At 55.8% G+C, this 21,573-nt stretch carries 17 protein-coding genes; 10 read left to right on the top strand and 7 right to left on the bottom strand.

What is annotated here, in order from left to right:
* The first annotated feature begins 1 nt into the window (after nucleotide 1).
* The 3 genes from epmB to QEN58_RS06900 all read left to right on the top strand — a co-directional run bounded on the left by epmB (nucleotide 2) and on the right by QEN58_RS06900 (nucleotide 3,684).
* A complete protein-coding gene (gene epmB, locus QEN58_RS06910; RefSeq protein ID WP_280106390.1) occupies nucleotides 2-1,036 on the top strand; it encodes an EF-P beta-lysylation protein EpmB in 1,035 nt (344 codons plus the stop codon).
* A gap of 247 nt (nucleotides 1,037-1,283) precedes the next feature.
* Entirely contained in the window at nucleotides 1,284-1,649 is a 366-nt protein-coding gene (locus tag QEN58_RS06905; RefSeq protein WP_280106389.1) for a hypothetical protein, read from the top strand.
* Nucleotides 1,650-1,659: 10 nt separating this feature from the next.
* A complete protein-coding gene (locus QEN58_RS06900; RefSeq protein WP_425270309.1) occupies nucleotides 1,660-3,684 on the top strand; it encodes a pyrroloquinoline quinone-dependent dehydrogenase in 2,025 nt (674 codons plus the stop codon).
* Nucleotides 3,685-3,766: 82 nt separating this feature from the next.
* Here QEN58_RS06900 and QEN58_RS06895 read toward each other — a convergent pair whose 3' ends face one another.
* From QEN58_RS06895 to QEN58_RS06885, 3 genes are read right to left on the bottom strand one after another with little or no spacing between them, the layout of a single operon-like run.
* Nucleotides 3,767-4,885, bottom strand: a complete 1,119-nt coding sequence (locus QEN58_RS06895) for a hypothetical protein (protein WP_425270322.1) — start codon at nucleotides 4,883-4,885, stop codon at nucleotides 3,767-3,769.
* A 34-nt stretch (nucleotides 4,886-4,919) separates the two neighbouring features.
* A complete protein-coding gene (gene leuA / locus QEN58_RS06890) occupies nucleotides 4,920-6,623 on the bottom strand; it encodes a 2-isopropylmalate synthase (protein ID WP_280106387.1) in 1,704 nt (567 codons plus the stop codon).
* Between the two features lie 19 nt (nucleotides 6,624-6,642).
* On the bottom strand, nucleotides 6,643-7,530 hold the full coding sequence (locus tag QEN58_RS06885) for an ion transporter (RefSeq protein WP_280106386.1): 888 nt from the start codon (nucleotides 7,528-7,530) through the stop codon (nucleotides 6,643-6,645).
* 174 nt (nucleotides 7,531-7,704) lie between these two features.
* Between QEN58_RS06885 and QEN58_RS06880 the strand changes: the two genes are divergently transcribed.
* The 6 genes from QEN58_RS06880 to QEN58_RS06855 are packed head-to-tail and all read left to right on the top strand — an operon-like array spanning nucleotide 7,705 to nucleotide 13,560.
* Entirely contained in the window at nucleotides 7,705-10,542 is a 2,838-nt protein-coding gene (locus tag QEN58_RS06880) for a monovalent cation/H+ antiporter subunit A (RefSeq protein ID WP_280106385.1), read from the top strand.
* Nucleotides 10,542-10,874: a Na+/H+ antiporter subunit C gene (locus QEN58_RS06875; RefSeq protein WP_280106384.1), complete on the top strand. Its 333-nt coding sequence runs from the start codon at nucleotides 10,542-10,544 to the stop codon at nucleotides 10,872-10,874. The genes QEN58_RS06880 and QEN58_RS06875 overlap by 1 nt, the downstream gene beginning before the upstream one ends.
* Nucleotides 10,871-12,382 carry a monovalent cation/H+ antiporter subunit D gene (locus QEN58_RS06870; RefSeq protein ID WP_280106383.1) on the top strand — a complete coding sequence of 504 codons (1,512 nt, stop codon included), beginning with the start codon at nucleotides 10,871-10,873 and terminating at the stop codon, nucleotides 12,380-12,382. The genes QEN58_RS06875 and QEN58_RS06870 overlap by 4 nt, the downstream gene beginning before the upstream one ends.
* Nucleotides 12,379-12,876, top strand: coding sequence for a Na+/H+ antiporter subunit E (locus QEN58_RS06865; RefSeq protein ID WP_280106382.1), 498 nt, complete (start codon nucleotides 12,379-12,381; stop codon nucleotides 12,874-12,876). Before QEN58_RS06870 ends, QEN58_RS06865 begins: the two co-directional genes overlap by 4 nt.
* Nucleotides 12,870-13,139: a K+/H+ antiporter subunit F gene (locus QEN58_RS06860; protein WP_008958594.1), complete on the top strand. Its 270-nt coding sequence runs from the start codon at nucleotides 12,870-12,872 to the stop codon at nucleotides 13,137-13,139. Before QEN58_RS06865 ends, QEN58_RS06860 begins: the two co-directional genes overlap by 7 nt.
* A 34-nt stretch (nucleotides 13,140-13,173) precedes the next feature.
* A complete protein-coding gene (locus tag QEN58_RS06855; protein WP_280106381.1) occupies nucleotides 13,174-13,560 on the top strand; it encodes a Na+/H+ antiporter subunit G in 387 nt (128 codons plus the stop codon).
* A gap of 135 nt (nucleotides 13,561-13,695) precedes the next feature.
* On the opposite strand, the gene serB is transcribed toward QEN58_RS06855, so the two are convergent.
* The 4 genes from serB to pgi form a co-directional block, all read right to left on the bottom strand.
* A complete protein-coding gene (gene serB, locus QEN58_RS06850; protein ID WP_280106380.1) occupies nucleotides 13,696-14,622 on the bottom strand; it encodes a phosphoserine phosphatase SerB in 927 nt (308 codons plus the stop codon).
* 3 nt (nucleotides 14,623-14,625) lie between these two features.
* On the bottom strand, nucleotides 14,626-16,878 hold the full coding sequence (gene parC / locus QEN58_RS06845) for a DNA topoisomerase IV subunit A (protein ID WP_280106379.1): 2,253 nt from the start codon (nucleotides 16,876-16,878) through the stop codon (nucleotides 14,626-14,628).
* 6 nt (nucleotides 16,879-16,884) lie between these two features.
* Entirely contained in the window at nucleotides 16,885-18,780 is a 1,896-nt protein-coding gene (parE, locus tag QEN58_RS06840) for a DNA topoisomerase IV subunit B (RefSeq protein ID WP_280106378.1), read from the bottom strand.
* A 206-nt stretch (nucleotides 18,781-18,986) separates the two neighbouring features.
* Entirely contained in the window at nucleotides 18,987-20,669 is a 1,683-nt protein-coding gene (gene pgi / locus QEN58_RS06835; protein WP_280106377.1) for a glucose-6-phosphate isomerase, read from the bottom strand.
* A 159-nt stretch (nucleotides 20,670-20,828) separates the two neighbouring features.
* Between pgi and cmoA the strand changes: the two genes are divergently transcribed.
* Nucleotides 20,829-21,572, top strand: a complete 744-nt coding sequence (gene cmoA / locus QEN58_RS06830) for a carboxy-S-adenosyl-L-methionine synthase CmoA (RefSeq protein WP_280106376.1) — start codon at nucleotides 20,829-20,831, stop codon at nucleotides 21,570-21,572.
* Nucleotide 21,573: the final 1 nt, after the last annotated feature.

The following is a 21,573-nucleotide window of genomic DNA, read 5'->3' as shown; positions in this document are numbered from 1 at the left end:
TTTGCAGGAGAACATCATTATTGCCGCGTCAGAAACGCAAAGCCATTGCTATTCAATGGTGCAATCGAGTTGGCAGCAACAGCTCTCCCACGCCATTCGCGACCCGCAAGCACTATGCGAACGGCTGGGACTAAGCAGCGACTGGTTGGCAGGCGCTCAAGCAGGCCACGATCTATTTGAAGTATGTGTGCCAGAGGCGTATCTCAATAGAATAGCCTATGCCGACATAGACGACCCACTTCTGCGCCAGGTGCTGCCGCTGGGCGAAGAAGCGCTCACGCCGCATGGATACGTCGTTGATCCGCTCGAAGAAGCCGACCATCGGCCCGCTAAAGGGCTGATTCATAAGTATGCTGGTCGAGTGCTGCTCATCGCCAGTCCTAACTGTGCCATTAACTGCCGCTACTGCTTTCGCCGCCATTTTCCCTATAGCGATAACTCACCCTCCAGAGCGCAGTGGCAGGAAGCACTCGACTACTTACGAGGCGATACGACTATTCACGAGGCGATTCTCTCAGGCGGCGATCCGCTGGCTGCCAACGATCGCCAGCTAGCATGGCTGGTGGAACAGCTAGAAAGCATCCCGCATCTTAAACGGCTGCGCATCCATACCCGCCTACCGGTGGTAATTCCCGACCGGGTTGATGACGCCCTTCTTGGTTGGCTAGCGTCGACGCGTTTACAAAAAGTGGTGGTGCTGCATATTAACCACGCCAATGAAATCGACCAAGCCGTAGTAGATGCCTGTACACGCCTCAAACAAGCCGGTGCGACACTGCTCAACCAGAGTGTACTGCTGCGCGATGTGAACGACACCGCCACTACCCTGGCCGCGCTTTCTGAACGGCTCTTCGAAGCGGGCATTCTGCCTTACTATCTGCACGTACTGGACCCGGTTCAGGGTGCTGCGCACTTCGATGTGCCCGATTGTGAAGCGCGCGAGCTGGCAGCTCAGCTACGCGATCATCTTCCTGGGTTCTTAATGCCACGCTTGGTGCGGGAAATTCCTGGAAAGGGAAGTAAAACGCCGCTGTGAAGGATGTTGAAGAAACTGCGGCACTGAGACGTTGCATCAATTTAAATCAAAGCAAAACTAGAGATATGCGCTTTTGCAATGTTTGCCAATCACTAAAAAGTGAGGGCTGCGCTTTCTATATTTGATCACGTTGGGGTGCTCAAAATCGTAAAAGTATCGTTTTCTGCTAAAGTTATAGTGCTAATGATTTCCGACGTTGAATTAGTCTCAACGTTGGGCACCTCACTCAGCAGAAGGCCATAGCGCTATGCCATCATCTCTCTCGTCCAGACCGGGCGCGCTCGTACTTTTAACAGCCTCGCTTGCCGGGCTTGCCATCGCTTTATACGCCTATCTCACGCCTCTGACCGGGATCACAGGGACGCTCGGTGCACTGGTTGCCATTGTGGCTTGCCTCGCCCTTGCGGTGATGGCGCTACTACTTTTTAAAGTAACAAGCCGCGGTGCAGCCATCACCCTTCGGATACTTATACTGATAGGGCTTGCCGGTACATTTTTCGCCGGCATTCTGTTGCACCAGTGGTGGATCGGCGCCGCCATGGTGGTTGGTCTGGTCGGTTTGATTGTTGATATGGTTCGGCCAGCCCAGCATACCCGCCTCACCCACTCCTAAGGAGCCACCCATGACAGCGCTATCAACCGCTACACGTACTCCGTTTAAATCCGTCATGTTTGGTTGTGGTGCAGTTACCGCCCTGGCGATTTGTCTTACACCACTGCCGCTATGGGCTCAGGATCAACCAACTGAGGAGAGTGCTGCGCCCGAAGGGGCGCCTGCCCGCGCGCCTGTACCGTTAGTGCCTGGTGAACCAACCTGGGACAGTTTCCACGGCCAGCTTAATGCCCAAAAATATAGTCCGCTTGATCAAATCACTGCCGATAACGTCGGCGAGCTAGAGAAGGTATGGGAAGTGCATACCGGCGATGTCGCGGATGGCTCGGGTGATTTACCCGCCACCGTTTGGTCAGCGACTCCAGTGTTTGCTAACGATACCCTTTATATTGGCACCCCCTTCTATCGCATCCTCGCGTTAGACCCAGGCAGTGGCGAAGAGAAATGGAGCTTTGATACCCAGTCCTCCCTGGAAGCGCTGACCCAGCCCGCCTTGAAAAACCGCGGTGTCGCTTATTGGGAAGCCGACGACCCGGTAGCAGGTGAGCCCTGCCAGAAAATCATCTATATGGGCACTATGGATGCACAACTATTTGCGGTCGATGCCGATAGCGGCGAACAGTGTGCCGACTTTGCCGATAATGGTGTGCTCAACGTCAACCAGTGGAATGACACCAACGACCATTGGCCGCTTTCGCTACTGCAACCGCCCACCGTGGTGGGCGAGCATCTGATTCTCGGTTGGGCGGGGATGGACTGGGCCTACGAGCAGGCTCCTCCCGGCACCGTTTACTCAATTAATGCCCGCACCGGAGAGCGTGAATGGACGTTCCAGGCATTGAGCGATCAGATGCGTGAGCAGAGCGGCACCGCCAATGTCTGGACACATATGTCCGCCGACGAGGAGCTTGGTTTAGTCTACCTTCCAGTCTCCTCCCCTTCCCCTAACTATTGGGGCGGCAACCGCACCGAAGAGGTGCCCCTGGGCACATCCACCACCGCGCTGGATATCGAGACCGGCGAAGTCGTCTGGTCGCGCCAGTGGGTGCATCACGATATCTGGGATTACGATATCAATGCCGCCCCAACGCTAATGGATATTACCGTCAATGGCGAGGAGATACCGGCACTCATCCAATCAACCAAAATGGGCTTTCTGTTCGTGGTGAATCGCAAAACCGGGGAGGATGTCTGGCCCATAGAAGAGCGCTCTGTTCCCGGTGGGGATGGCAGCGTTGAAGGCGAAGTCTACGCGCCGACTCAACCCTTCCCAACTAAACCGGCACCGCTGCTAGATCAGTCTGAGAAACCAAAAGTATGGGCACTGGCCGATGCGGTGAGTTTTGGTGAGTGTTCAGCCCTGTGGGACGACCTTCACTATGAAGGTATGTACACGCCCCCCACTACCCAAGGCGAAGGCACACTCGGCTACCCGATCAGCGCAGGGGGCGTGCAGTGGGGAGGCGTAGCCTTCGACCCTGAGAGCCAGACGGCGATCGTCAACACCTCGCACATTGTGCAGTACATTAAGCTCTATAATCGCGATGATTATGAGCTGGCGGATAGCGGGTCCGGCAACGAAAGCGGCTTCGCCCCTCAAGAAGGCGCGCCCTATGGAATGCGCCTCGAGGTCGCACTGAACCGGTTAGGTATGCCCTGCTGGGAACCGCCCTTCGGTGAGCTTGTCGCCTTAGACATGACTACGGGTGATGTCAAATGGCGTCGCCCGGTGGGTGCATCGCAGCAGTATGGCTTCTTTATGCCCGAGAGCTGGGGCTCGCCCACCATCGGTGGCCCGGCGGTCACCGCAGGCGATATTATTTTTATCGGCGCTTCGATGGATGCCAAGGTGCGTGCCTACTCCCTTGAAACCGGCGAGGAGCTGTGGTCGGATCAGACCGAAGCGCCCTCCGTCTCAAATCCGGCCGTCTACGAGTATAACGGTCGCCAATATGTCGCCTTTGTTTCAGGTGGCAATACCATCCTGAAAGATCAGGTAGGTGATCAGATCGCAGTTTATGCGCTGCCCGAATAACGCTAGCACAATGGGCAAGTAACAATCGGGGCGGCCTCCAAGGCCGCCCCGATTGTGTCAGTAGCTTCTTATTTACACTGCTTCAGCCAAGATCACTGGTCTGCGCCTTGGTACGCTTGGCTAACTGTTTATTTGCCGCCCCAAAACACACCCGAATGACTGGCACCAGCAGCCACAAAAGTGGCGTGAGTAACCAGCGGTAGATAAAGCGAGCAATGAATAGAATCGGCAGTAGTACGATCAGCCAGATAAGAAACTGACCAAGCCAAATCGGCCAGCCAAGCCAAGAAGAGAGATTGGCACCGAGTGCGCTCACTAAGCTTGGGTGGCGCACCACCACATAGGCGGTACCCGCTACTGCAGCGACTTTGGCCATGCGCGGTAACGTCGCAAAGCGTCCGCCGGACGCTAGCACCCCTTGGCGCAGCCCCGTCCGAGCACCATGGGCTTCCACACTGCCCACGCGGGCAGCGCGAGCGGCCCGGCCTGCCCGCAGCACCTTAACGGTGCTAGCCATTACCAGCAGATCTACCCCAGCCCAGCCTAGATCGGCGGCACCAATATCGTCGCCCCGTCGCCACTGGCTTTCCAAATCGCGTAGCCCGCCGGTAAAGAAATCGCCTAGGCCCGCAACCAGACGCTCACCCTGTAGCCACTCCACTTCGCCTTCTTCGCTGACCACAAACTGGTTAAGCAGCGCATGGCCGTTGGCATCCAGCAGCGCAATGCCCATCTGCCCGCGAAGATAAGGAGTGAACGCTGAATCTGACTCACCCTCTTCATCACTCCACCAACGGCTAACCTGCTGGTAGAGTTCGCCGACCCAGTGTTGTGCCCTGAGCGTGGCTACATCGTGGCTGCGAAAAAAGCTGATGGGCAGTACGGCGTCGGCCCCATAGCGCACCAATACTCGCTGAAAATCGGGCAGTAAGCCGTACTCCACAAGGACATCGCGGGCTATATCACCGTGGCGCAACATTGCCAAAGAGGCGCTCATCCACAGCGCCTGATCGTCAGCATAGCTAAGAAACAGCGCATTGAGCTCCGGTGTTTCCTGCTGTAGCGACGCCTCCAGCGAAGGCAGCGCCCGCTGAGCTTCCAACCGAACCAGTTTGGACTCAAACGGCTCATGAGAGGCCAAAGTCGATGCTAGCCCGGCGACCACTATCGCGGTTACTACCACTATCTGCCAGGGCCGCATCGCCATTCACCTCACTCAATTAGTAACCGCAGGATTACCCTAACGTCTCCGCCGTCACGTTGGCCGCCGCAGGCTGGGTAGAATGGTGGCGATTGATGGCGCTCAATACGCCCTTCATCGACGCACTGGTAATGCTTTCATCGTTGCCTACACCGAACACCGCTTTGCCGTCGATACGCACTTCCACATAGGCGATCGCTTCAGCGTCAGCGCCCTGGCCACGGGAGTGCTCGTGGTAGTCGATAATCTCGACATCGTGCCCTGCGGCTGCCAGCGCTTTAACAAAGGCAGCTAACGGGCCGTTACCCTCGCCCTTTAACGTTTGCCGTGTGCCGTTCTCCTCAATCACGGCGTCCAGCGTGACTTTGGGGCTGTCGGGCTCAGACGACAAACGGTGGTTAATTAATGCAAAGGGCGCTCGCTGCTCTAAATACTCATCCGCGAATGCCTGATAGATCATCTGCGAGGTGATCTCACGCCCGGTACGCTCTGCCACTTCCTGCACCACCTGGCTGAATTCAATAGAGAGCCGACGCGGTAGCTCAATACCGTGTTCCTGCTCAAGCAGGTAGGAGACACCGCCTTTACCCGACTGGCTATTAACACGAATTACCGCTTCATAGCTGCGGCCAACATCCAGCGGGTCGATAGGTAGATAGGGCACATCCCAAACGGCATCTGGATTAGCGCGACGATCCGCCATGCCTTTTTTGATCGCATCCTGGTGGGAGCCAGAGAACGCGGTAAATACCAAATCGCCGACGTAGGGGTGGCGCGGATGCACTGGTAACTGGTTGCAGTACTCCACTTCGCGCATGATGGGCGTGATATTAGAGAAATCGAGCTGCGGGTGAACGCCTTGGGTATACATATTCATCGCCAACGTGACGATATCGACATTGCCGGTGCGCTCGCCGTTGCCAAACAGCGTGCCCTCAACGCGATCAGCCCCGGCCATCAGCGTCAGTTCTGCCGCCGCTACGCCGGTACCGCGGTCATTGTGGGGGTGAACGCTAACAATCAAGTGGTCGCGATTGTTAACGTGTCGGCAGAACCACTCAATCTGGTCGGCATAGTTGTTGGGCGTGGCGACTTCCACTGTAGCTGGCAGGTTAACAATCATCGGGTTATCGGCGCTAGCACCGTAAGCGTCCATAACCGCTTCGACAATCTCAACAGCGAAATCCATCTCGGTGGTAGTAAACAGCTCCGGCGAGTACTGAAACGTCCAGTTGGTTTCTGGCGCGGCGTCCATCTGGGCGCGGATCTGCTGGGTGGCTTCCACGGCGATTTGCACGCACTCGGTTTTATCGACGTTGAACACCACCCGGCGAAACATCGGATCGGTGGCGTTATAGACGTGGACAATGACGTTTTTGGCACCCTGCAGCGCTTCGAAAGTGCGTTCAATCAAGTGTGGCCGTGCCTGGGTAAGCACCTGAATGGTCACATCGTCAGGAATTTTATCCTGCTCAATCAGCGAGCGCACAAAATCGAAGTCAGTTTGGGAGGCTGATGGAAAGCCCACTTCGATCTGTTTAAAGCCAACACTTAGCAGCATGTCGAATAAGCGCTGCTTGCGTTCCTGATCCATCGGGTCAATTAGCGACTGATTGCCGTCACGCAAGTCAACGCTGCACCAGGTAGGTGCCGTTTCGATACGCTTGCTCGGCCACTGGCGATCAGGCAGATCAACGGCCACAAAGGGGCGGTACTTTTTGGCTGGATCAGTCAACATAAGGTCGGCTCTCCTAAAATCAGTCAGTTGTAGGCTTGTCAGTGTGCTTGCCGTCAGCGTCATACTGGTGTGTGGGGGCTGTCGAGTTCGTTTGAGAGAGGGCGGATTCCATGCGATCAAGCTGCGCTTTCAGCCCGCGAACATCGTTGCGCAGCGACTGTAGCTCGGCTTCTTCGCCTTCGCCGCTGTCCAGCGCCATTTGGGCGCTCTCTTTCTGCATCACATCCAGCACAATACCAATCATCATATTGAGGAAAATAAACGCGGTCAGAAATATAAACGTTAAATAATAGACCCAGCTCCAAGCATAGTCCTCTTGGGTGGCGTACATAACGTCTGTCCAGTCTTCAAAGGTAGCGATACGAAAAAGCGTAAGCATCGCGACGGAAATATTCCCCCACAAAAATTCATCGACGTTGTGAAACAAAAAGCTGCCAACGGCGGCGTATATATAGAAAATGATAAACATCAGCAAGACCACGTAGCCCATCCGTGGCACCGACTTCACAAGAGCGCTGAGCAGCATCTGCAGCTCAGGAATCATCGACACCAGGCGTAGTACTCGGAAAATACGCAGTAGCCTGGCTAGCAGTACCATTTCCGAGTCATCCATGGGGATGAGGCTGGCGGTCACAATCAGAAAGTCAAAAACGTTCCAGCCCTTTTTAAAGAAGTCGAGCAGGCTGCGCTCTGCGGCCATTCTGATTAAAATTTCAATCAGGAAAAATATCGTTACCGCAATATCGAGATAGAGCAGCCACTGCTCAACCCGAGTGGTTTCGTCGTAGGTTTTGGCCCCTATCACCAGGGCGGAAATGACGATAATGGCGATCACTACCGCTTCAAAAAACTTGTTTGACCGCAGCTTTTCAAATCGGGACTGCCAGGTAGTAAAGGGCTCGCTCATGTAACAAAAAATCTCTCAACGGTTAATCCGCACACTTTATACTAAAATTACACGCCTGCTACACAAGTGATATCCTGTTGTTTCACTTGATGTATCCTACGCCACCAGAACGCCTCTTTAGACGCCCTGTTGGTAGTCTTTTGACTTTTTTTACTTTATCCGCTGGATGATCCCATGACACTGCTTTGGATAGCCTTATTGCCTCTGCTAGGCGTACTGGTGCCGGCACTTACCGCACGGCGCGGGCGCGGTTTCTGTTCCCTTGCAACGGCGGTGCTGCCCGCTACCGCCCTAGTAATGACGCTACTCAATGTGCCAGCTCTTTTAGATGGCGAGCAGCTGCGTTTTTCGGCCACCTGGATGCCGGAGCTGGCATTGAACCTGGCGTTCCGCCTTGATGGGCTATCGCTGCTGTTCAACCTATTGATACTCGGCATCGGCCTGCTGATCATTCTTTATGCGCACTACTATTTAGCCAAAGACGAACCCTATGGCCGATTCTACGCCTTCCTGATGCTTTTTATGGCGTCAATGGTAGGTATTTCAATGTCGGACAACCTGATTCTGCTCTGGCTGTTCTGGGAGTTAACCAGCCTCTCTTCGTTTTTGCTGATCGGTTACTGGTCGCACCAATCGGATGCCCGTAAAGGCGCGCGCATGGCGCTCACTGTCACCGGCGCGGGCGGCCTTGCGCTATTGGCGGGCTTACTGCTGCTGGGCGACATGGCAGGCAGCTTCAACATGGGCGATGTGCTGGCCAGCGGCGACGTGATTCTGGCGGATTCACGGTACCCGCTAATGCTCGGTTTGGTACTGCTGGGGGCGTTTACCAAATCGGCGCAGTTTCCGTTCCATTTTTGGTTACCCCACGCCATGGCAGCGCCTACGCCAGTGTCGGCCTACCTGCACTCTGCCACCATGGTTAAAGCGGGCATTTTTCTCATGGCGCGGCTGCACCCCGCTATTGCGGGTAGCGAGCTGTGGAGCGTGGTGGTCTCCCTAGTGGGCATCGTGACGATGCTGTATGGCGCCTGGTTTGCACTGATGAAGACCGACCTAAAGGGTATTCTGGCGTTCTCCACCGTTAGTCATCTAGGCTTGATCACCGTGCTGCTGGGTATCGGCAGCCCCATGGCGATTTTAGCTGCCCTGTTTCACATTCTGAATCACGCCACCTTTAAAGCCGCACTGTTTATGAGTTCCGGCATTATTGATCACGAGGCAGGCACCCGTGAATTGAAAAGGCTAGGTGGTCTGAAAAAAGCCATGCCAGTGACGGCGCTCTTGACCACGCTAGCGGCAGCGGCCATGGCAGGCGTACCCCTGCTTAACGGTTTCTTATCCAAAGAGATGTTCTTCACCGAGGCGCTAGAGACACCCGTGCTAGGTGGCCTAAGCTGGTTATTACCCGCATTAGCGGCGGTTGGCGGCATTCTTTCCGTGGCCTATTCACTGCGTTTAGTACACGCCGTTTTCTTTAAACCGGCCCGTGAAGCCCCTCCGAAATCGCCCCATGAGCCGCCACACCTCATGCGTTTGCCAGTGGAAATATTGGTAGCCCTGTGTGTGATAGTGGGACTTTTCCCGGCCTTTATGGCAACGGGCTTACTTGAACTCGCCAGCCAAGCGGTGATCGGTAGTCCGCTCGATTTCCACCTGGCTATCTGGCACGGCGTGAATCTACCGCTCATCATGAGCGTGATCGCCTTCGTGGTGGGTATTGCACTCTATTGGCGCCATGACGAGGTGCGTCGATTTACCCAGCAGTTTGCCGGGGTGGATGCCCGGCGGGTGTTCGAGCGTATTCTTGTCGCTATGGGCTATCGCGCCGAACAGTTTATTGCCGCGCTGGAAGGCAATTCACTACAGCGCTACGTAGGCTGGCTCTGGCTAGGCGCATTAGTCATGGGGGGGATCGGCCTGGTTCAGATCACCGACTTAACGGGTGCTGCTGGCAATCAGGAACTGGACGGTATCCTTATACTCGGGGCGGGAATGCTGATGTTTGGTGGCGTGGCCACCGCTGCCACCCACCGCTACCGTCTGATTTCTCTGCTAATGCTATCGGTCGTCGGGCTATTTGTGGCACTCACCTTTGCCCGCTTCTCGGCGCCCGATCTAGCCCTCACACAGCTTTCAGTGGAAGTGGTGACTATGATTCTGCTGATGCTGGCGCTATTTTTCTTGCCACAGAAGACACCACGGGAATCCAGTCCACTACGCAACGTTCGCGATATGTTGCTAGCCGGCACCTTGGGTTTGGTGATTGCCAGCCTTAACTATGCGGTCATGACACGCGAGACGCTGTCGATTTCCAGCTTCTTTGTGGAGAACAGCAAGCCCGGCGGTGGCGGCTACAACGTGGTCAACGTGATTCTGGTCGACTTTCGGGGTTTCGATACCTTGGGCGAAATCACCGTACTGGCCATCGCAGGTCTGGCGATCTTTAAGCTGCTAAACCGCTTGCGCCTGTTTATGCCGCACAGTGACGGCGAAGGCCGGGTATGGTCACCTGACCGCTACCCAGCGGTACTCACGTCAATTTCCATGACCCTGCTGCCGCTGGCGCTGTTGGTATCAGCGTTTATCTTCCTGCGCGGCCACAATCAGCCGGGTGGTGGCTTTATCGCCGGGCTGATTACCGCAGTCGCCTTGATCCTAGTGTATATGGCCCGGGGCGTAGCATGGGCACAAGAACGTTTAGATTTCCCGTTTCAGCCGGTGGCCGTCATTGGTGTGGCGATTGCCACCCTAACCGGGCTGGGCAGCTGGCTGTTTGGCCATCCGTTCTTAACTTCCTCTTTCGGTTATTTCAGCCTGCCGCTCATTGGTAAGTTCGAGCTGGCTACCGCGTTGCTCTTTGATCTGGGTGTCTATTTAGCGGTAGTGGGCGCCACGCTGATGATTCTTGCCAACCTGGGTAAAGTCACCACTGCTCACCGCCCGGTGACCGAAGCCAGCGAACAGGATGCTGACAACAGTGCCGCCACCTCTGCCAAGGAGCCTCGTTAATGGAACTGCTTTATGCGATGACCACCGGCGTATTAACCGCTTCGGGTCTCTATCTAACGTTACGAGGCCGCACCTTCCCAGTGGTGGTGGGCCTTACGCTGCTCTCTTACGCAGTGAATTTGTTCCTGTTTTCGATGGGGGGATTAACTACTGATGGTGCTGCCATTGTGTCAGAGGGTACGGGTTATGCCGACCCGCTGCCCCAGGCGCTAGTGCTCACAGCCATCGTGATCGGCTTTGCGATGACAGCATTTGTGGTGATCCTGGCCATGCGGGCGCGGAGTGAAATGGGGAACGACCACGTAGACGGTAAAAAGGAAGACCGAGAATGATGCAGCATCTAATTGTTTTCCCTGTCGTTCTACCGCTAGTCGCGGGCATATTGCTACTCTATCAGCGCCAAGGATTGGTGCGCTATAAGCGGACTGTTAGCGTTACTGCCACGGTGCTACTGCTGCTGGTTGCGATAGGCCTATTACGGCAAGCCGCCGGTGGTGAAATCACCTACTACGCGCTGGGTGACTGGCAAGCCCCGTTCGGCATTGTGCTAGTGCTGGATCGCCTCTCGGCGTTGATGCTGCTGCTTACGGCCGTGCTGGCCGTTGGCGCGGTGGTTTTTGCCTGCGCCGGTGACGACGAAAAAGGCAGCAACTTCCACGGCCTTTTTCAGTGGCAACTGCTGGGCATTAACGGTGCTTTTTTAACCGGTGATTTATTTAACCTCTTCGTCTTTTTTGAAGTACTTCTGCTAGCATCCTACGCCCTTTTACTTCACGGCGGTGGTAAAGCGCGGATTCAGGCCAGCGTGCACTATGTAGTGCTCAATCTGGCGGGCTCTTCGCTGTTTCTGATTGCGGTGGGAATCCTGTATGGCGCTACGGGTACACTCAACATGGCCGATATGGCAATTCGGGTCGCCGAACTACCCGCTGAGCGTGAAGGTCTAGTGACCGCTGGCGCACTGATGCTACTGGTGGTGTTTGGACTAAAAGCGGCCATTCTGCCGCTCTACTTCTGGCTACCCAAAGCTTACGCCTCGGCCCCCGCGCCTGTAGCAGCGCTGTTTGCCATTATGACCAAAGTGGGTATTTACGCCATTCTGCGCGTCTACTCGCTTATTTTTGGCGATAGCGCTGGCGGTTTGGAAGCGCTGGAACAGCCCTGGGTGTGGTGGCTATCACTCGCTACCCTGGCTGCCGCAGGCATTGGGGTACTGGCAGCGCGAGATTTGCGCTTACTGGTTGCGTACCTAGTGCTGGTGTCGGTGGGCACGCTGCTGGCGGGTATCGGCATGCGCTCGCCCCAGGCGGTCTCTGCGCTTCTATACTACCTGATCCACACAACGTTAATCACCGGTGGTCTGTTCCTGCTAGCGGAAATGATTGGCCTCCAGCGCGGCAAAGCGGGTACACGCATCGTCAAGGGCCGTCCAATGGTGCAGGGCACAGCACTCGCCATGCTGTTTTTTGTCGGCGCTATCGCCGTCGCAGGCATCCCGCCGTTCTCCGGCGCTTTCGGCAAGGCATTGATGCTCAATGCTGCCGAAGGCAACCAACGACTATGGCTATGGCCGCTGCTACTGCTAACCAGTTTAGCCTCGCTGATCGCCCTCTCCCGGGCAGGCTCTACGCTGTTTTGGCGTAGCCACCGGGGCACGATCAGCGGTACACCGCTTTCCCGTTGCCAGTGGTTTGGGGTTATTTGGCTGCTAAGTGCAGCCCCTCTGCTAGTCGCCATGGCCGGGCCAGTGAGCAGCTACACTCAAGCCACGGCTGAGCAATTAGCCACCCCCCAGGTGCTGATTCGCACGCTACTACCTGATGCTGGAGATGCCCAATGATTACTCCGCGCTCCTGGCTACCCACGCCTGTTTTATCGATACTACTGCTCGTCGTTTGGCTGCTGCTGGTGCGCAGCTACGCCTTTGGCCAATTCGTACTCGGTGGCTCCTTAGCTATCTTGATCCCTCTACTGACCTACCGTTTTTGGGACGCACGCCCACGGATCGCTAAGCCTTTCGCCCTACTGCGCTTTTTACTGCGAGTACTAGGCGATATCGTAGTGGCCAATTTTGAAGTTGCCTATTTGATTGCCAACCCCTGGCGGAAGATGAAGCCTCATTTTGTTGAATATCCATTAATGCTGGAGGATCGATTTACTATCACGCTGCTGGCTAGCACCATTAGCCTGACTCCCGGCACTGTCTCCGCCAATCTGCGCCTGGATGGTAAGTCACTACTGATTCATGCCTTAGATGTAGACGACGAAGAGGCGCTGATTTGCCAGATTCGTGAGCGCTACGAACGCCCGCTCAAGGAGATATACGAATGCTGAGCATTGCGCTTTATATCACCTTAGCCTTGGTGGTGATGGCACTATTGATGAACCTCTACCGGCTTACCATCGGCCCCAGCCTGCCCGACCGGGTACTCGCGCTGGACACTATGTACGTCAACTCGATTGCGCTGATTGTGCTGTTGGGGCTGTGGCTGAACAGCAAAACCTATTTCGAGTCGGCGCTGCTGATCGCCATGCTAGGTTTCATCAGTACCGTTGCGGTGTGCAAATATATTCTGCGCGGAGACATTATCGAATGATTAACATGAGCTATCGAATGATTCAGGGGGAGCTATGTCAGTAATCATTGAAGCGCTTATATCACTGCTACTGGTGGCTGGCGGGATCTTTGTGTTTATCGGCTCACTGGGAATGGCCCACTTGCGCGATTTCTATATGCGCCTGCACGGCCCGACTAAGGCCACCACTTTGGGTATTGGCTGCATGCTCATCGCTTCGATGCTGTATTTCTGGAGTCTGGACGGCAAACCCGATATTCAAGAGCTGTTAATCACGCTCTTTCTGTTTATTACCGCCCCCGTCAGCGCCCACTTGCTGGCCAAGTCCGGCTTACACCTGCATTTAAAGCACGTCGATAAAACCCAGGGTAAACCGGTAGAGCTGCGTCCAGAAGAGGTGGGCGATAAACCTGTTCCGCACCCCGATAAAGGCCATGGATGAAGGCGAAGCACCCTCACTTTGCTAATTGCGAGCGAAGCGCGGCCATCTTGGGTTGAACTGCGCCTGCGCAGTTTGAGATTGCCGCGTTGCACGCTCCTCGCAACGACACTTTTCTCGACGGTGCCACAGCTGGTTTTACGGGGTTAAATCCTGCTGGTGATAGCCCAGCAGATAGAGAACACCATCAAGGCCGGAGGTAGAAATCGCCTGACGTGCCTGGGCACGCACCAGTGGCTTGGCCCGAAAAGCGATTCCCATGCCTGCCTTGGCGAGCATTTTTAGATCGTTAGCACCATCGCCTACCGCAATTGTTTGATCCGGAGTAAACCCTTCTCGTAATGCAATGGACTCTAACAGTTCGGCTTTGCGCTCGGCATCGACGATCGGTTCGCTTACTTCGCCGGTCACCTTGCCATTTTCGATGACCAGTTCATTGGCGTGGATCTCATCAAAGCCAAGCTTCTCCTGCAAGTGGCGAGCAAAGTAGGTGAAGCCGCCAGAGAGAATAGCAGTGCGAAAGCCTAGTCGTTTCAGGTTGTCCATCAAGCGCTCTACGCCTTCCATCAGTGGCAGCTCTTCCGCGATTTCCGCCAGTACGGACTCATCCAAACCGGCCAGCTTGCTCATCCGCTCACGAAAGCTCGCTTTGAAATCCAACTCGCCACGCATGGCACGTTCAGTGACTTCTGCGACTTCATCACCCACGCCATGGCGGCGAGCCAGCTCATCAATCACTTCGGCTTTGATCAGCGTGGAGTCCATATCGAAACACACCAAACGGGGCTGAACGTGATCGCGGGTATCCGCTTGGACAACAATATCAACCGTCAGAGTCTCGCTCAGTACCCGTGCGGCATTACGGATAGCTTCAATATCCACCTCACCTACCAGACGATGCTCGATACAGTCGATGCACTTGCTTTGCTGTAACGAGACGTCGGCAAGACGCTGGGTGCTTCTTTTCTGCAGGCCAAATTGCACAATCAGTGCGTCTACCTGGGATTGAATATCCGCGGATAAACGCGCCGCTAATACGGTTAGGATCAAATCACCGCGTGCCATTACTTATTCCCCTGCCTCTAGTCGATCTACTTTTTGGAAGCCGCGGGGCAACTTGCTGCCGCGGCGGCCACGCTCGCCGCGATAATAAGCTAAATCGTCAGCTTTTAGTGTTAGCTTGCGCTTACCGGCATGAATCAACAGCGCGTCACTGGAGGCTAGCACCACAATACCGGTAACAAACTCCTCCCGGCGGGCGGCTCGTGGGCCTGGGATATCGAGCATTTTATTGCCCTTACCTTTAGACATCTCGGGTAACTGCTCCAAGGGGAACAGCAGCAGTCTGCCCTCATTTGAAACAGAAGCCACCCACAGCTCGTCGCCCTCTGGCACTTCCACTGGCGCCATGACGTTGCAGCCCTTAGGCAGGCTAAGTACCGCTTTACCGGCTTTGTTTTTACCGGTGAGCGTATCGAGCCGCGCCACAAAGCCATAGCCACCGTCAGTGGCAAGTACGAAGCGTCGCTCCGGTGGCGCAAACATCAGCCCCGCCATTTTCGCTCCGGCGGCAACATTAGCGCGCCCGGTAACCGGTTCACCTTGCCCCCGCGCACTGGGTAGGTTATGCGCAGACAGCGTGTAGGCACGACCGGTGTCATCCAGCAGCACCAGCGGCTGATTGGTTTTACCTTTCGCCGCCAGTTGAAAGCTATCTCCGGCTTTATAAGAGAGCCCCTCGGGGTCGATATCGTGCCCTTTCGCCGCGCGAATCCAGCCTTTATCGGAAAGCACTACGGTAATCGGGTCAGCGCCTAGCAGTTCGACTTCTGAAAGCGCCTTGGACTCTTCGCGTTCGACCAGCGGCGAGCGTCGTTCGTCGCCATGCTCTTTACCCGACGCGCGGATCTCTTTTTCGATCAGCGTGGTGAGCTTGGCTTCGCTGCCTAACAGCCCTTCTAAATATTTGCGCTCTTTTTCCAGTTCATCCTGCTCGCCGCGTATTTTCATCTCTTCGAGCTTGGCAAGGTGACGCAAGCGCAGCTCTAAAATGGCTTCCGCTTGGCGCTCGGAGAGACTAAACGTCGCCATCAGCGAGGCTTTCGGATCATCCTCTTCACGAATAATGCGGATTACTTCGTCCAGATCGAGGTAGGCGATTAACAGGCCTGCCAGGATATGCAGGCGATCTTCAACCTTGCCCAGGCGATGCTCTAAACGACGGCGTACCGTGCTGCGCCGGAACTGCAGCCATTCGCCCAGCATTTCCGGCAGCGGCATGACCCGTGGGCGGCCGTCCAGACCGATCACGTTCATGTTCACACGCACGTTCTTTTCCAAGTCGGTGGTGGCGAACAGGTGCGCCATCAACGACTCGACGTCAATGCGGTTGGAGCGCGGCTCAATCACTAAACGGGTTGGCTCTTCATGAGTCGACTCATCGCGCAGGTCGGCCACCATGGGCAGCTTTTTGGCCTGCATTTGCGCGGCAATCTGCTCAAGTACCTTGGCGCCACTCACCTGGTACGGCACCGAAGTGATCACGATATTGGCCTCTTCGCGCTCATAGCGAGCGCGCAGCTTGACCGAGCCACGCCCCGATTCGTACAGCTTTCGCAGATCAGCAGGCGGAGTAATAATTTCCGCATCGGTGGGAAAATCCGGCGCAGGGACGAACTCCATTAAATCGGCAGTAGTCGCCTTAGGGTTGCGCAGCAAATGGCATGTGGCTTCGACGACTTCTGACACATTATGCGGCGGAATATCGGTCGCCATGCCAACCGCAATCCCTGTACCGCCATTGAGCAGCACATGGGGTAACTTGGCCGGCAGTACCAGTGGCTCCTGCATGGTGCCATCAAAGTTGGGTGCCCAATCGACGGTGCCTTGACCCAGTTCACCCAGCAGCACTTCGGCAAACTTGGAAAGCTTGGCCTCGGTGTAGCGCATGGCAGCGAAAGATTTGGGGTCGTCGGGACTACCCCAGTTGCCTTGGCCGTCTACCAGCGGGTATCGGTAGCTAAACGGCTGAGCCATCAGCACCATAGCTTCGTAGCAGGCGCTGTCGCCATGGGGGTGGAATTTACCCAACACGTCACCGACGGTACGCGCCGACTTTTTATACTTGGCGTTAGCGTGCAGCGCCAGCTCGCGCATGGCGTAAATAATCCGCCGCTGCACAGGTTTCATACCGTCGCCGATATTGGGCAAGGCGCGGTCGAGAATGACGTACATCGAGTAGTCGAGGTACGCTTTTTCGGTGTAGTCACGCAGGGATAGACGTTCGACGTCCCCCTCAGCTACTTGAATATCCATGGTCATCTGGGGTTATACCTCAATGTCTGCGAGGTTGCCGTAATCTTCCAGCCACTTTTTGCGGTCACCGGCACGTTTTTTGGCCAGCAGCATATCCATCATTTCCATGGTGCCGTCGCCCTCCGTCAGGGTGAGCTGCACTAAGCGCCGGGTTTCCGTCGACATGGTGGTTTCCCGCAGCTGCAACGGGCTCATTTCACCCAGGCCTTTAAAGCGCTGTACGTTAGGTGTGCCGCGCTTGTTGGCCAATTGCTTGAGAATGGCGGCTTTTTCGCTCTCATCCAGGGCGTAGTGCACTTCTTTACCCAGATCGATACGGTAGAGCGGCGGCATCGCTACATAGACATGCCCTGCGTCGACCAAACTCGGAAAATGGCGTACAAACAGCGCACAGAGCAGTGTGGCGATGTGCAGGCCGTCGGAGTCGGCGTCGGCGAGAATACAGATTTTGTGGTAACGCAGTTTTTCTAAATCGGCGCTGCCAGGATCGGCGCCAATGGCGACCGCGATATCGTGAACCTCTTGGGAGCCGTAAATATCGTGGGTCTCCACCTCCCAGGTATTCAGGATTTTACCGCGCAGGGGCAGAATGGCCTGGGTTTCGCGGTTACGCGCCTGCTTAGCACTGCCGCCGGCCGAGTCCCCTTCAACCAAAAACAGCTCGCTCTGGGCGGGATCCTGGCCGGAGCAGTCCGCCAGTTTACCGGGCAGCGCCGGGCCGGACGTGACCTTTTTACGGGCGACCTTTTTGGCTTTTTTCTGACGATTTTGCGCCGCGCTGATCACCAGCTCGGCAATCGCTTCGGCCTGATCCACGTGGTGATTCAGCCAAAGCGAGAAAGCGTCCTTAACGACGCCGGAAACAAAACCGGCAATGGTTCGTGACGAGAGCCGCTCTTTGGTTTGCCCGGCAAACTGTGGGTCGAGCATTTTTACCGAGAGCACAAAGGAGGTGCGCTCCCAAAGATCGTCGGCGGTGAGTTTTATGCCCCGGGGCAACAGGTTGCGGTATTCGCAGAATTCGCGCAGCGCATCCAGCAGCCCGGAACGAAAGCCGTTCACGTGGGTGCCGCCCTGCGGGGTGGGAATCAGGTTAACGTAGCTCTCCAGCAACACTTCGCCACCTTCGGGTAGCCACTGGATCGCCCAATCCACGCCGTGCTCGTCGTCATTGAAGTGGCCGACAAACGGCTCCGCCGGCAGCACTTCGTAGCCGTCGGTGGCTTCGACCAGGTAGTCGCGCAAACCATCGGCAAATTCCCACTCGGTGGCGGTACCGTCTGGTTCTAGCAACGTGACTTTTAAGCCGGGACACAGCACCGCTTTGGCACGTAACAGGTGTTTAAGCCGCGTTAACGCAAGCTTGGGGCTATCGAAGTAGCTCTCATCCGGCCAGAAGCGCACCAGCGTGCCGCTCGCCCGCTTCGGGGCTTTGCCAATCTCATGTAACTCTTCGACTTTCTCGCCAAATTCGAAGGCCATGGCATGGCGCGCGCCGTCGCGGGTGACTTCAACATCTAACCGGCGCGATAGCGCGTTAACCACCGACACCCCTACCCCATGCAGGCCGCCTGAGAAGCGATAGCTAGTAGAGGAGAATTTGCCACCTGAGTGCAATTTGGTAAATATCAGTTCAACGCCTGAAACACCGTGCTCAGGGTGCAGATCGATCGGCATACCCCGGCCGTTGTCCTGCACTTCGATCCCGCCGTCGCTATGCAGCACGACGTTGATCATGGTGGCGTGACCCGCCAGCGCTTCATCGACGCTGTTATCTATGACTTCCTGGGCTAAGTGATTGGGGCGTGTGGTGTCGGTATACATACCGGGACGCTTACGTACCGGCTCGAGCCCGGACAGGACTTCGATGGAACTCGCGCCGTACTGAGAGGCATCAAACTGGGTCATGTAACGTCGATTCCTGAAAAATAGTGCTGGCAGCCTCGCTGGGCGTTTAGTCAGTTGTTAGAAACGGTGGTTAAAAAAGGGATCGGCAGCTTACTAAAGGGCCACAGGATAGCGGAAAACGAAAAAGCTGTATATCTAGCCATGCTTGCGAACAGGGGCCGGAGATAGGTCGTAGAGTTAACCCCGGCTCAAATCACAACTATGTATCACTCATGCTCGGCGGCCCAAAATGCTTCTATCAATCCACGGCTGGAAGCATCCATCCGCGATAGATCGCCCTCATGGTCGATAATCTTTTGGGTATCCGTGGCAATCTGTTTTCCCAGCTCAACGCCCCACTGGTCGAACGGGTTGATATCCCAAATCACCGCTTGAACAAACACCTTGTGCTCGTAAAGCGCGATAAGCGAACCGAGGGTAGCGGGCGTAAGCTGGTCAAGTAGCACCGTCGTCGAGGGCTGGTTGCCACGGTAACGCTTGTGCTCTGGCCTCGGGCCGTCATCTTCCAAAGCGTCGTCGCCAAGCATAAGAACGCGGGACTGAGCAAAGCAGTTAGCCAGTGCCAGGCGGTGCTGGGTTTTTAGGTGGCGTCGGGTATCCGGATCTTCCACCTCGTCGTAACGTTTAAGCGGCGCGATAAAGTCACACACCACCGGCTGAGTGCCTTGGTGTAGCAATTGGTAAAACGCATGCTGGGCGTTGGGGCCAAGTTGGCCCCAGAGCACAGGGCAAGTCGAGTAGTTGACCGGCTGGCCTTGGCGGGTGACCGACTTGCCGTTGGATTCCATCTCAAGCTGTTCAAGGTAAGCGGCGAAATACTCCAAACGGCCATCGTAGGGCAGAATGGAGTGGGCACGGATATCTAGAAAATTGACGTTCCAGATTCCCGCCAACCCCAGTAGCACAGGCAGGTTTTCTGCCATATCTGCCTCAGCGAAATGGCGATCCATGGCGTGCGCACCGGCTAAAAACTCCCGGAAATTCGCCATCCCCACCACCAGAACAATGGGTAAGCCAATAGTGCCCCATAGCGAGTAGCGCCCGCCAACCCACTCCCAGAAGGTTAACTGGTGATCCTCTGCAATGCCCCACTCGGTCATTTTCTCGGGGCTCGCCGAAACACCAATGAAGTGCTGACGCACTACCAGCTCAGCGCTAATCGGCGTTGCGCCATGCTGGGTTAAGCGGCCCAATAGCCACTCACGCGCAGTGTTAGCGTTGGAGAGCGTATCAATGGTGGTAAACGACTTGGACGACAGCACAAAGATGGTGGTTTCAGGATTCAACCGGCTCAGATAATCCGCTAACTGCGAGCCATCCATGGTGGAGGCAAAATGCACTTCGACTGGATGAATATCTTTGGGCCGAAAATCTGCCAACGCATGGGTGACCATTAACGGACCCAGATCTGAACCGCCGACGCCTAGATTAACCACATGCCGAATCGGCTTGCCGGTGGCTCCGCGCCACTGCCCTGCGTGCAACCGGCTGACCAAGCGCTCCATTTGGCTAAGGCTTTCATGCACGGCGGCGACGATATCTTCACCCTCAACCTCAAGGGTGGCATCGGCGGGCAAACGCAGCGCCGTATGTAACGCCGGGCGGTTTTCACTGACGTTCACTCGCTTACCATTTAGCAACGCCTCAATGGCAGAGGGCACGCCTGCTTCGCTGGCCAGTGTAAACAGATGCTCGAGCGTATCGTCATCCCAGCGCTGCTTGGAGAGATCCAGCGTCAAGCCAGCCACCTGGCGAGTAAAGCTTTCCCAACGGGAGGGCTCGGTGCCAAATAGCGTTTTCAAGTGAACGTGCTGCAGTGTTTCAGCATGATGCTTTAACGTCTGCCACGCAGGTAGCGTATCGGGGGTAGCGCTTGATGCTGAGGCCATGTAGCTTCTCCAGTGGCGTCGATCCTTGCAGCGGGGCTTTTTAAGCAGGTTAATAAACTTAAACAGGGCTGTTCTATGTGAGTCTGTTCTAGACAGGCCTGTTCTCGTCAATTAAGGGCGCGTAAACTAGCACGCCTTTTCCATGATCCCGGCTTGCCCATGAGTAATGCATCTTACCGTGACGCTATCTTTTCGACACCCCTTGACCGAGTAGCGCGGTTCTCTTTCGATGAAAAGGTAGTCGCGTGCTTTCCTGACATGATCCGTCGATCGGTACCTGGCTACGGACAAATCCTTGGCATGTTGAGCTTAATTGCCCAGCGCCATCTGCGTCACGGCGCCCATGTATATGACCTTGGCTGTTCACTGGGCGCTTCCGGTCTTGCGCTGGCAGGGGCGCTGGCACCTGATGCCTTTCGCTACACGGGCGTCGATCTCTCTCCCGCCATGGTGGCACAGGCACGGCAAACTTTTGCTGACGAGTGCCCAGCACACGCTATGCAGGTAGAAGAAGCCGACATTCGTACCCTGGAGTATGCGCCTTCGGGCATGATCATTCTCAACTTTACCCTACAGTTTCTACCCGCCGCCGACCGTGATGCGCTATTGGCGCGGCTTTATGCAGCGCTGGAACCCGGTGGTGTGCTGATTCTCTCTGAGAAAACCGTGGATGCCGACGAGCGCGACAACGCTTGGCGGGTTGAACGCTATCACGATTTCAAGCGCGCCAATGGCTACAGCGATTTAGAGATTAGCCAGAAACGTACTGCCCTTGAGAATGTGCTGGTGCCCGACACGTTGGACGCACTGCACGGGCGTCTAAAGCAGGCGGGCTTCCCCCGTTCGATGACCTGGTTTCAGTATTTAAATTTCGCGTCCATCATTGCTTTTAAGGAGGGGTGAG

It is taken from the genome of Halomonas alkaliantarctica (genome assembly GCF_029854215.1).
GTDB lineage: Bacteria > Pseudomonadota > Gammaproteobacteria > Pseudomonadales > Halomonadaceae > Vreelandella > Vreelandella alkaliantarctica_A.
The sequence above is the reverse complement of the archived record's forward strand: the minus strand, read 5'-3'. Positions and strand labels throughout refer to the sequence as shown.

Coding starts and splice junctions, on each gene's coding strand:
- QEN58_RS06905 (WP_280106389.1), top strand. CDS start 1,284: ATGCCATCATCTCTCTCGTCCAGACCGGGCGCGCTCGTACTTTTAACA.
- QEN58_RS06900 (WP_425270309.1), top strand. CDS start 1,660: ATGACAGCGCTATCAACCGCTACACGTACTCCGTTTAAATCCGTCATG.
- QEN58_RS06895 (WP_425270322.1), bottom strand. CDS start 4,885: ATGCGGCCCTGGCAGATAGTGGTAGTAACCGCGATAGTGGTCGCCGGG.
- leuA (WP_280106387.1), bottom strand. CDS start 6,623: ATGTTGACTGATCCAGCCAAAAAGTACCGCCCCTTTGTGGCCGTTGAT.
- QEN58_RS06885 (WP_280106386.1), bottom strand. CDS start 7,530: ATGAGCGAGCCCTTTACTACCTGGCAGTCCCGATTTGAAAAGCTGCGG.
- QEN58_RS06880 (WP_280106385.1), top strand. CDS start 7,705: ATGACACTGCTTTGGATAGCCTTATTGCCTCTGCTAGGCGTACTGGTG.
- QEN58_RS06875 (WP_280106384.1), top strand. CDS start 10,542: ATGGAACTGCTTTATGCGATGACCACCGGCGTATTAACCGCTTCGGGT.
- QEN58_RS06870 (WP_280106383.1), top strand. CDS start 10,871: ATGATGCAGCATCTAATTGTTTTCCCTGTCGTTCTACCGCTAGTCGCG.
- QEN58_RS06865 (WP_280106382.1), top strand. CDS start 12,379: ATGATTACTCCGCGCTCCTGGCTACCCACGCCTGTTTTATCGATACTA.
- QEN58_RS06860 (WP_008958594.1), top strand. CDS start 12,870: ATGCTGAGCATTGCGCTTTATATCACCTTAGCCTTGGTGGTGATGGCA.
- QEN58_RS06855 (WP_280106381.1), top strand. CDS start 13,174: ATGTCAGTAATCATTGAAGCGCTTATATCACTGCTACTGGTGGCTGGC.
- serB (WP_280106380.1), bottom strand. CDS start 14,622: ATGGCACGCGGTGATTTGATCCTAACCGTATTAGCGGCGCGTTTATCC.
- parC (WP_280106379.1), bottom strand. CDS start 16,878: ATGACCATGGATATTCAAGTAGCTGAGGGGGACGTCGAACGTCTATCC.
- parE (WP_280106378.1), bottom strand. CDS start 18,780: ATGACCCAGTTTGATGCCTCTCAGTACGGCGCGAGTTCCATCGAAGTC.
- pgi (WP_280106377.1), bottom strand. CDS start 20,669: ATGGCCTCAGCATCAAGCGCTACCCCCGATACGCTACCTGCGTGGCAG.
- cmoA (WP_280106376.1), top strand. CDS start 20,829: ATGAGTAATGCATCTTACCGTGACGCTATCTTTTCGACACCCCTTGAC.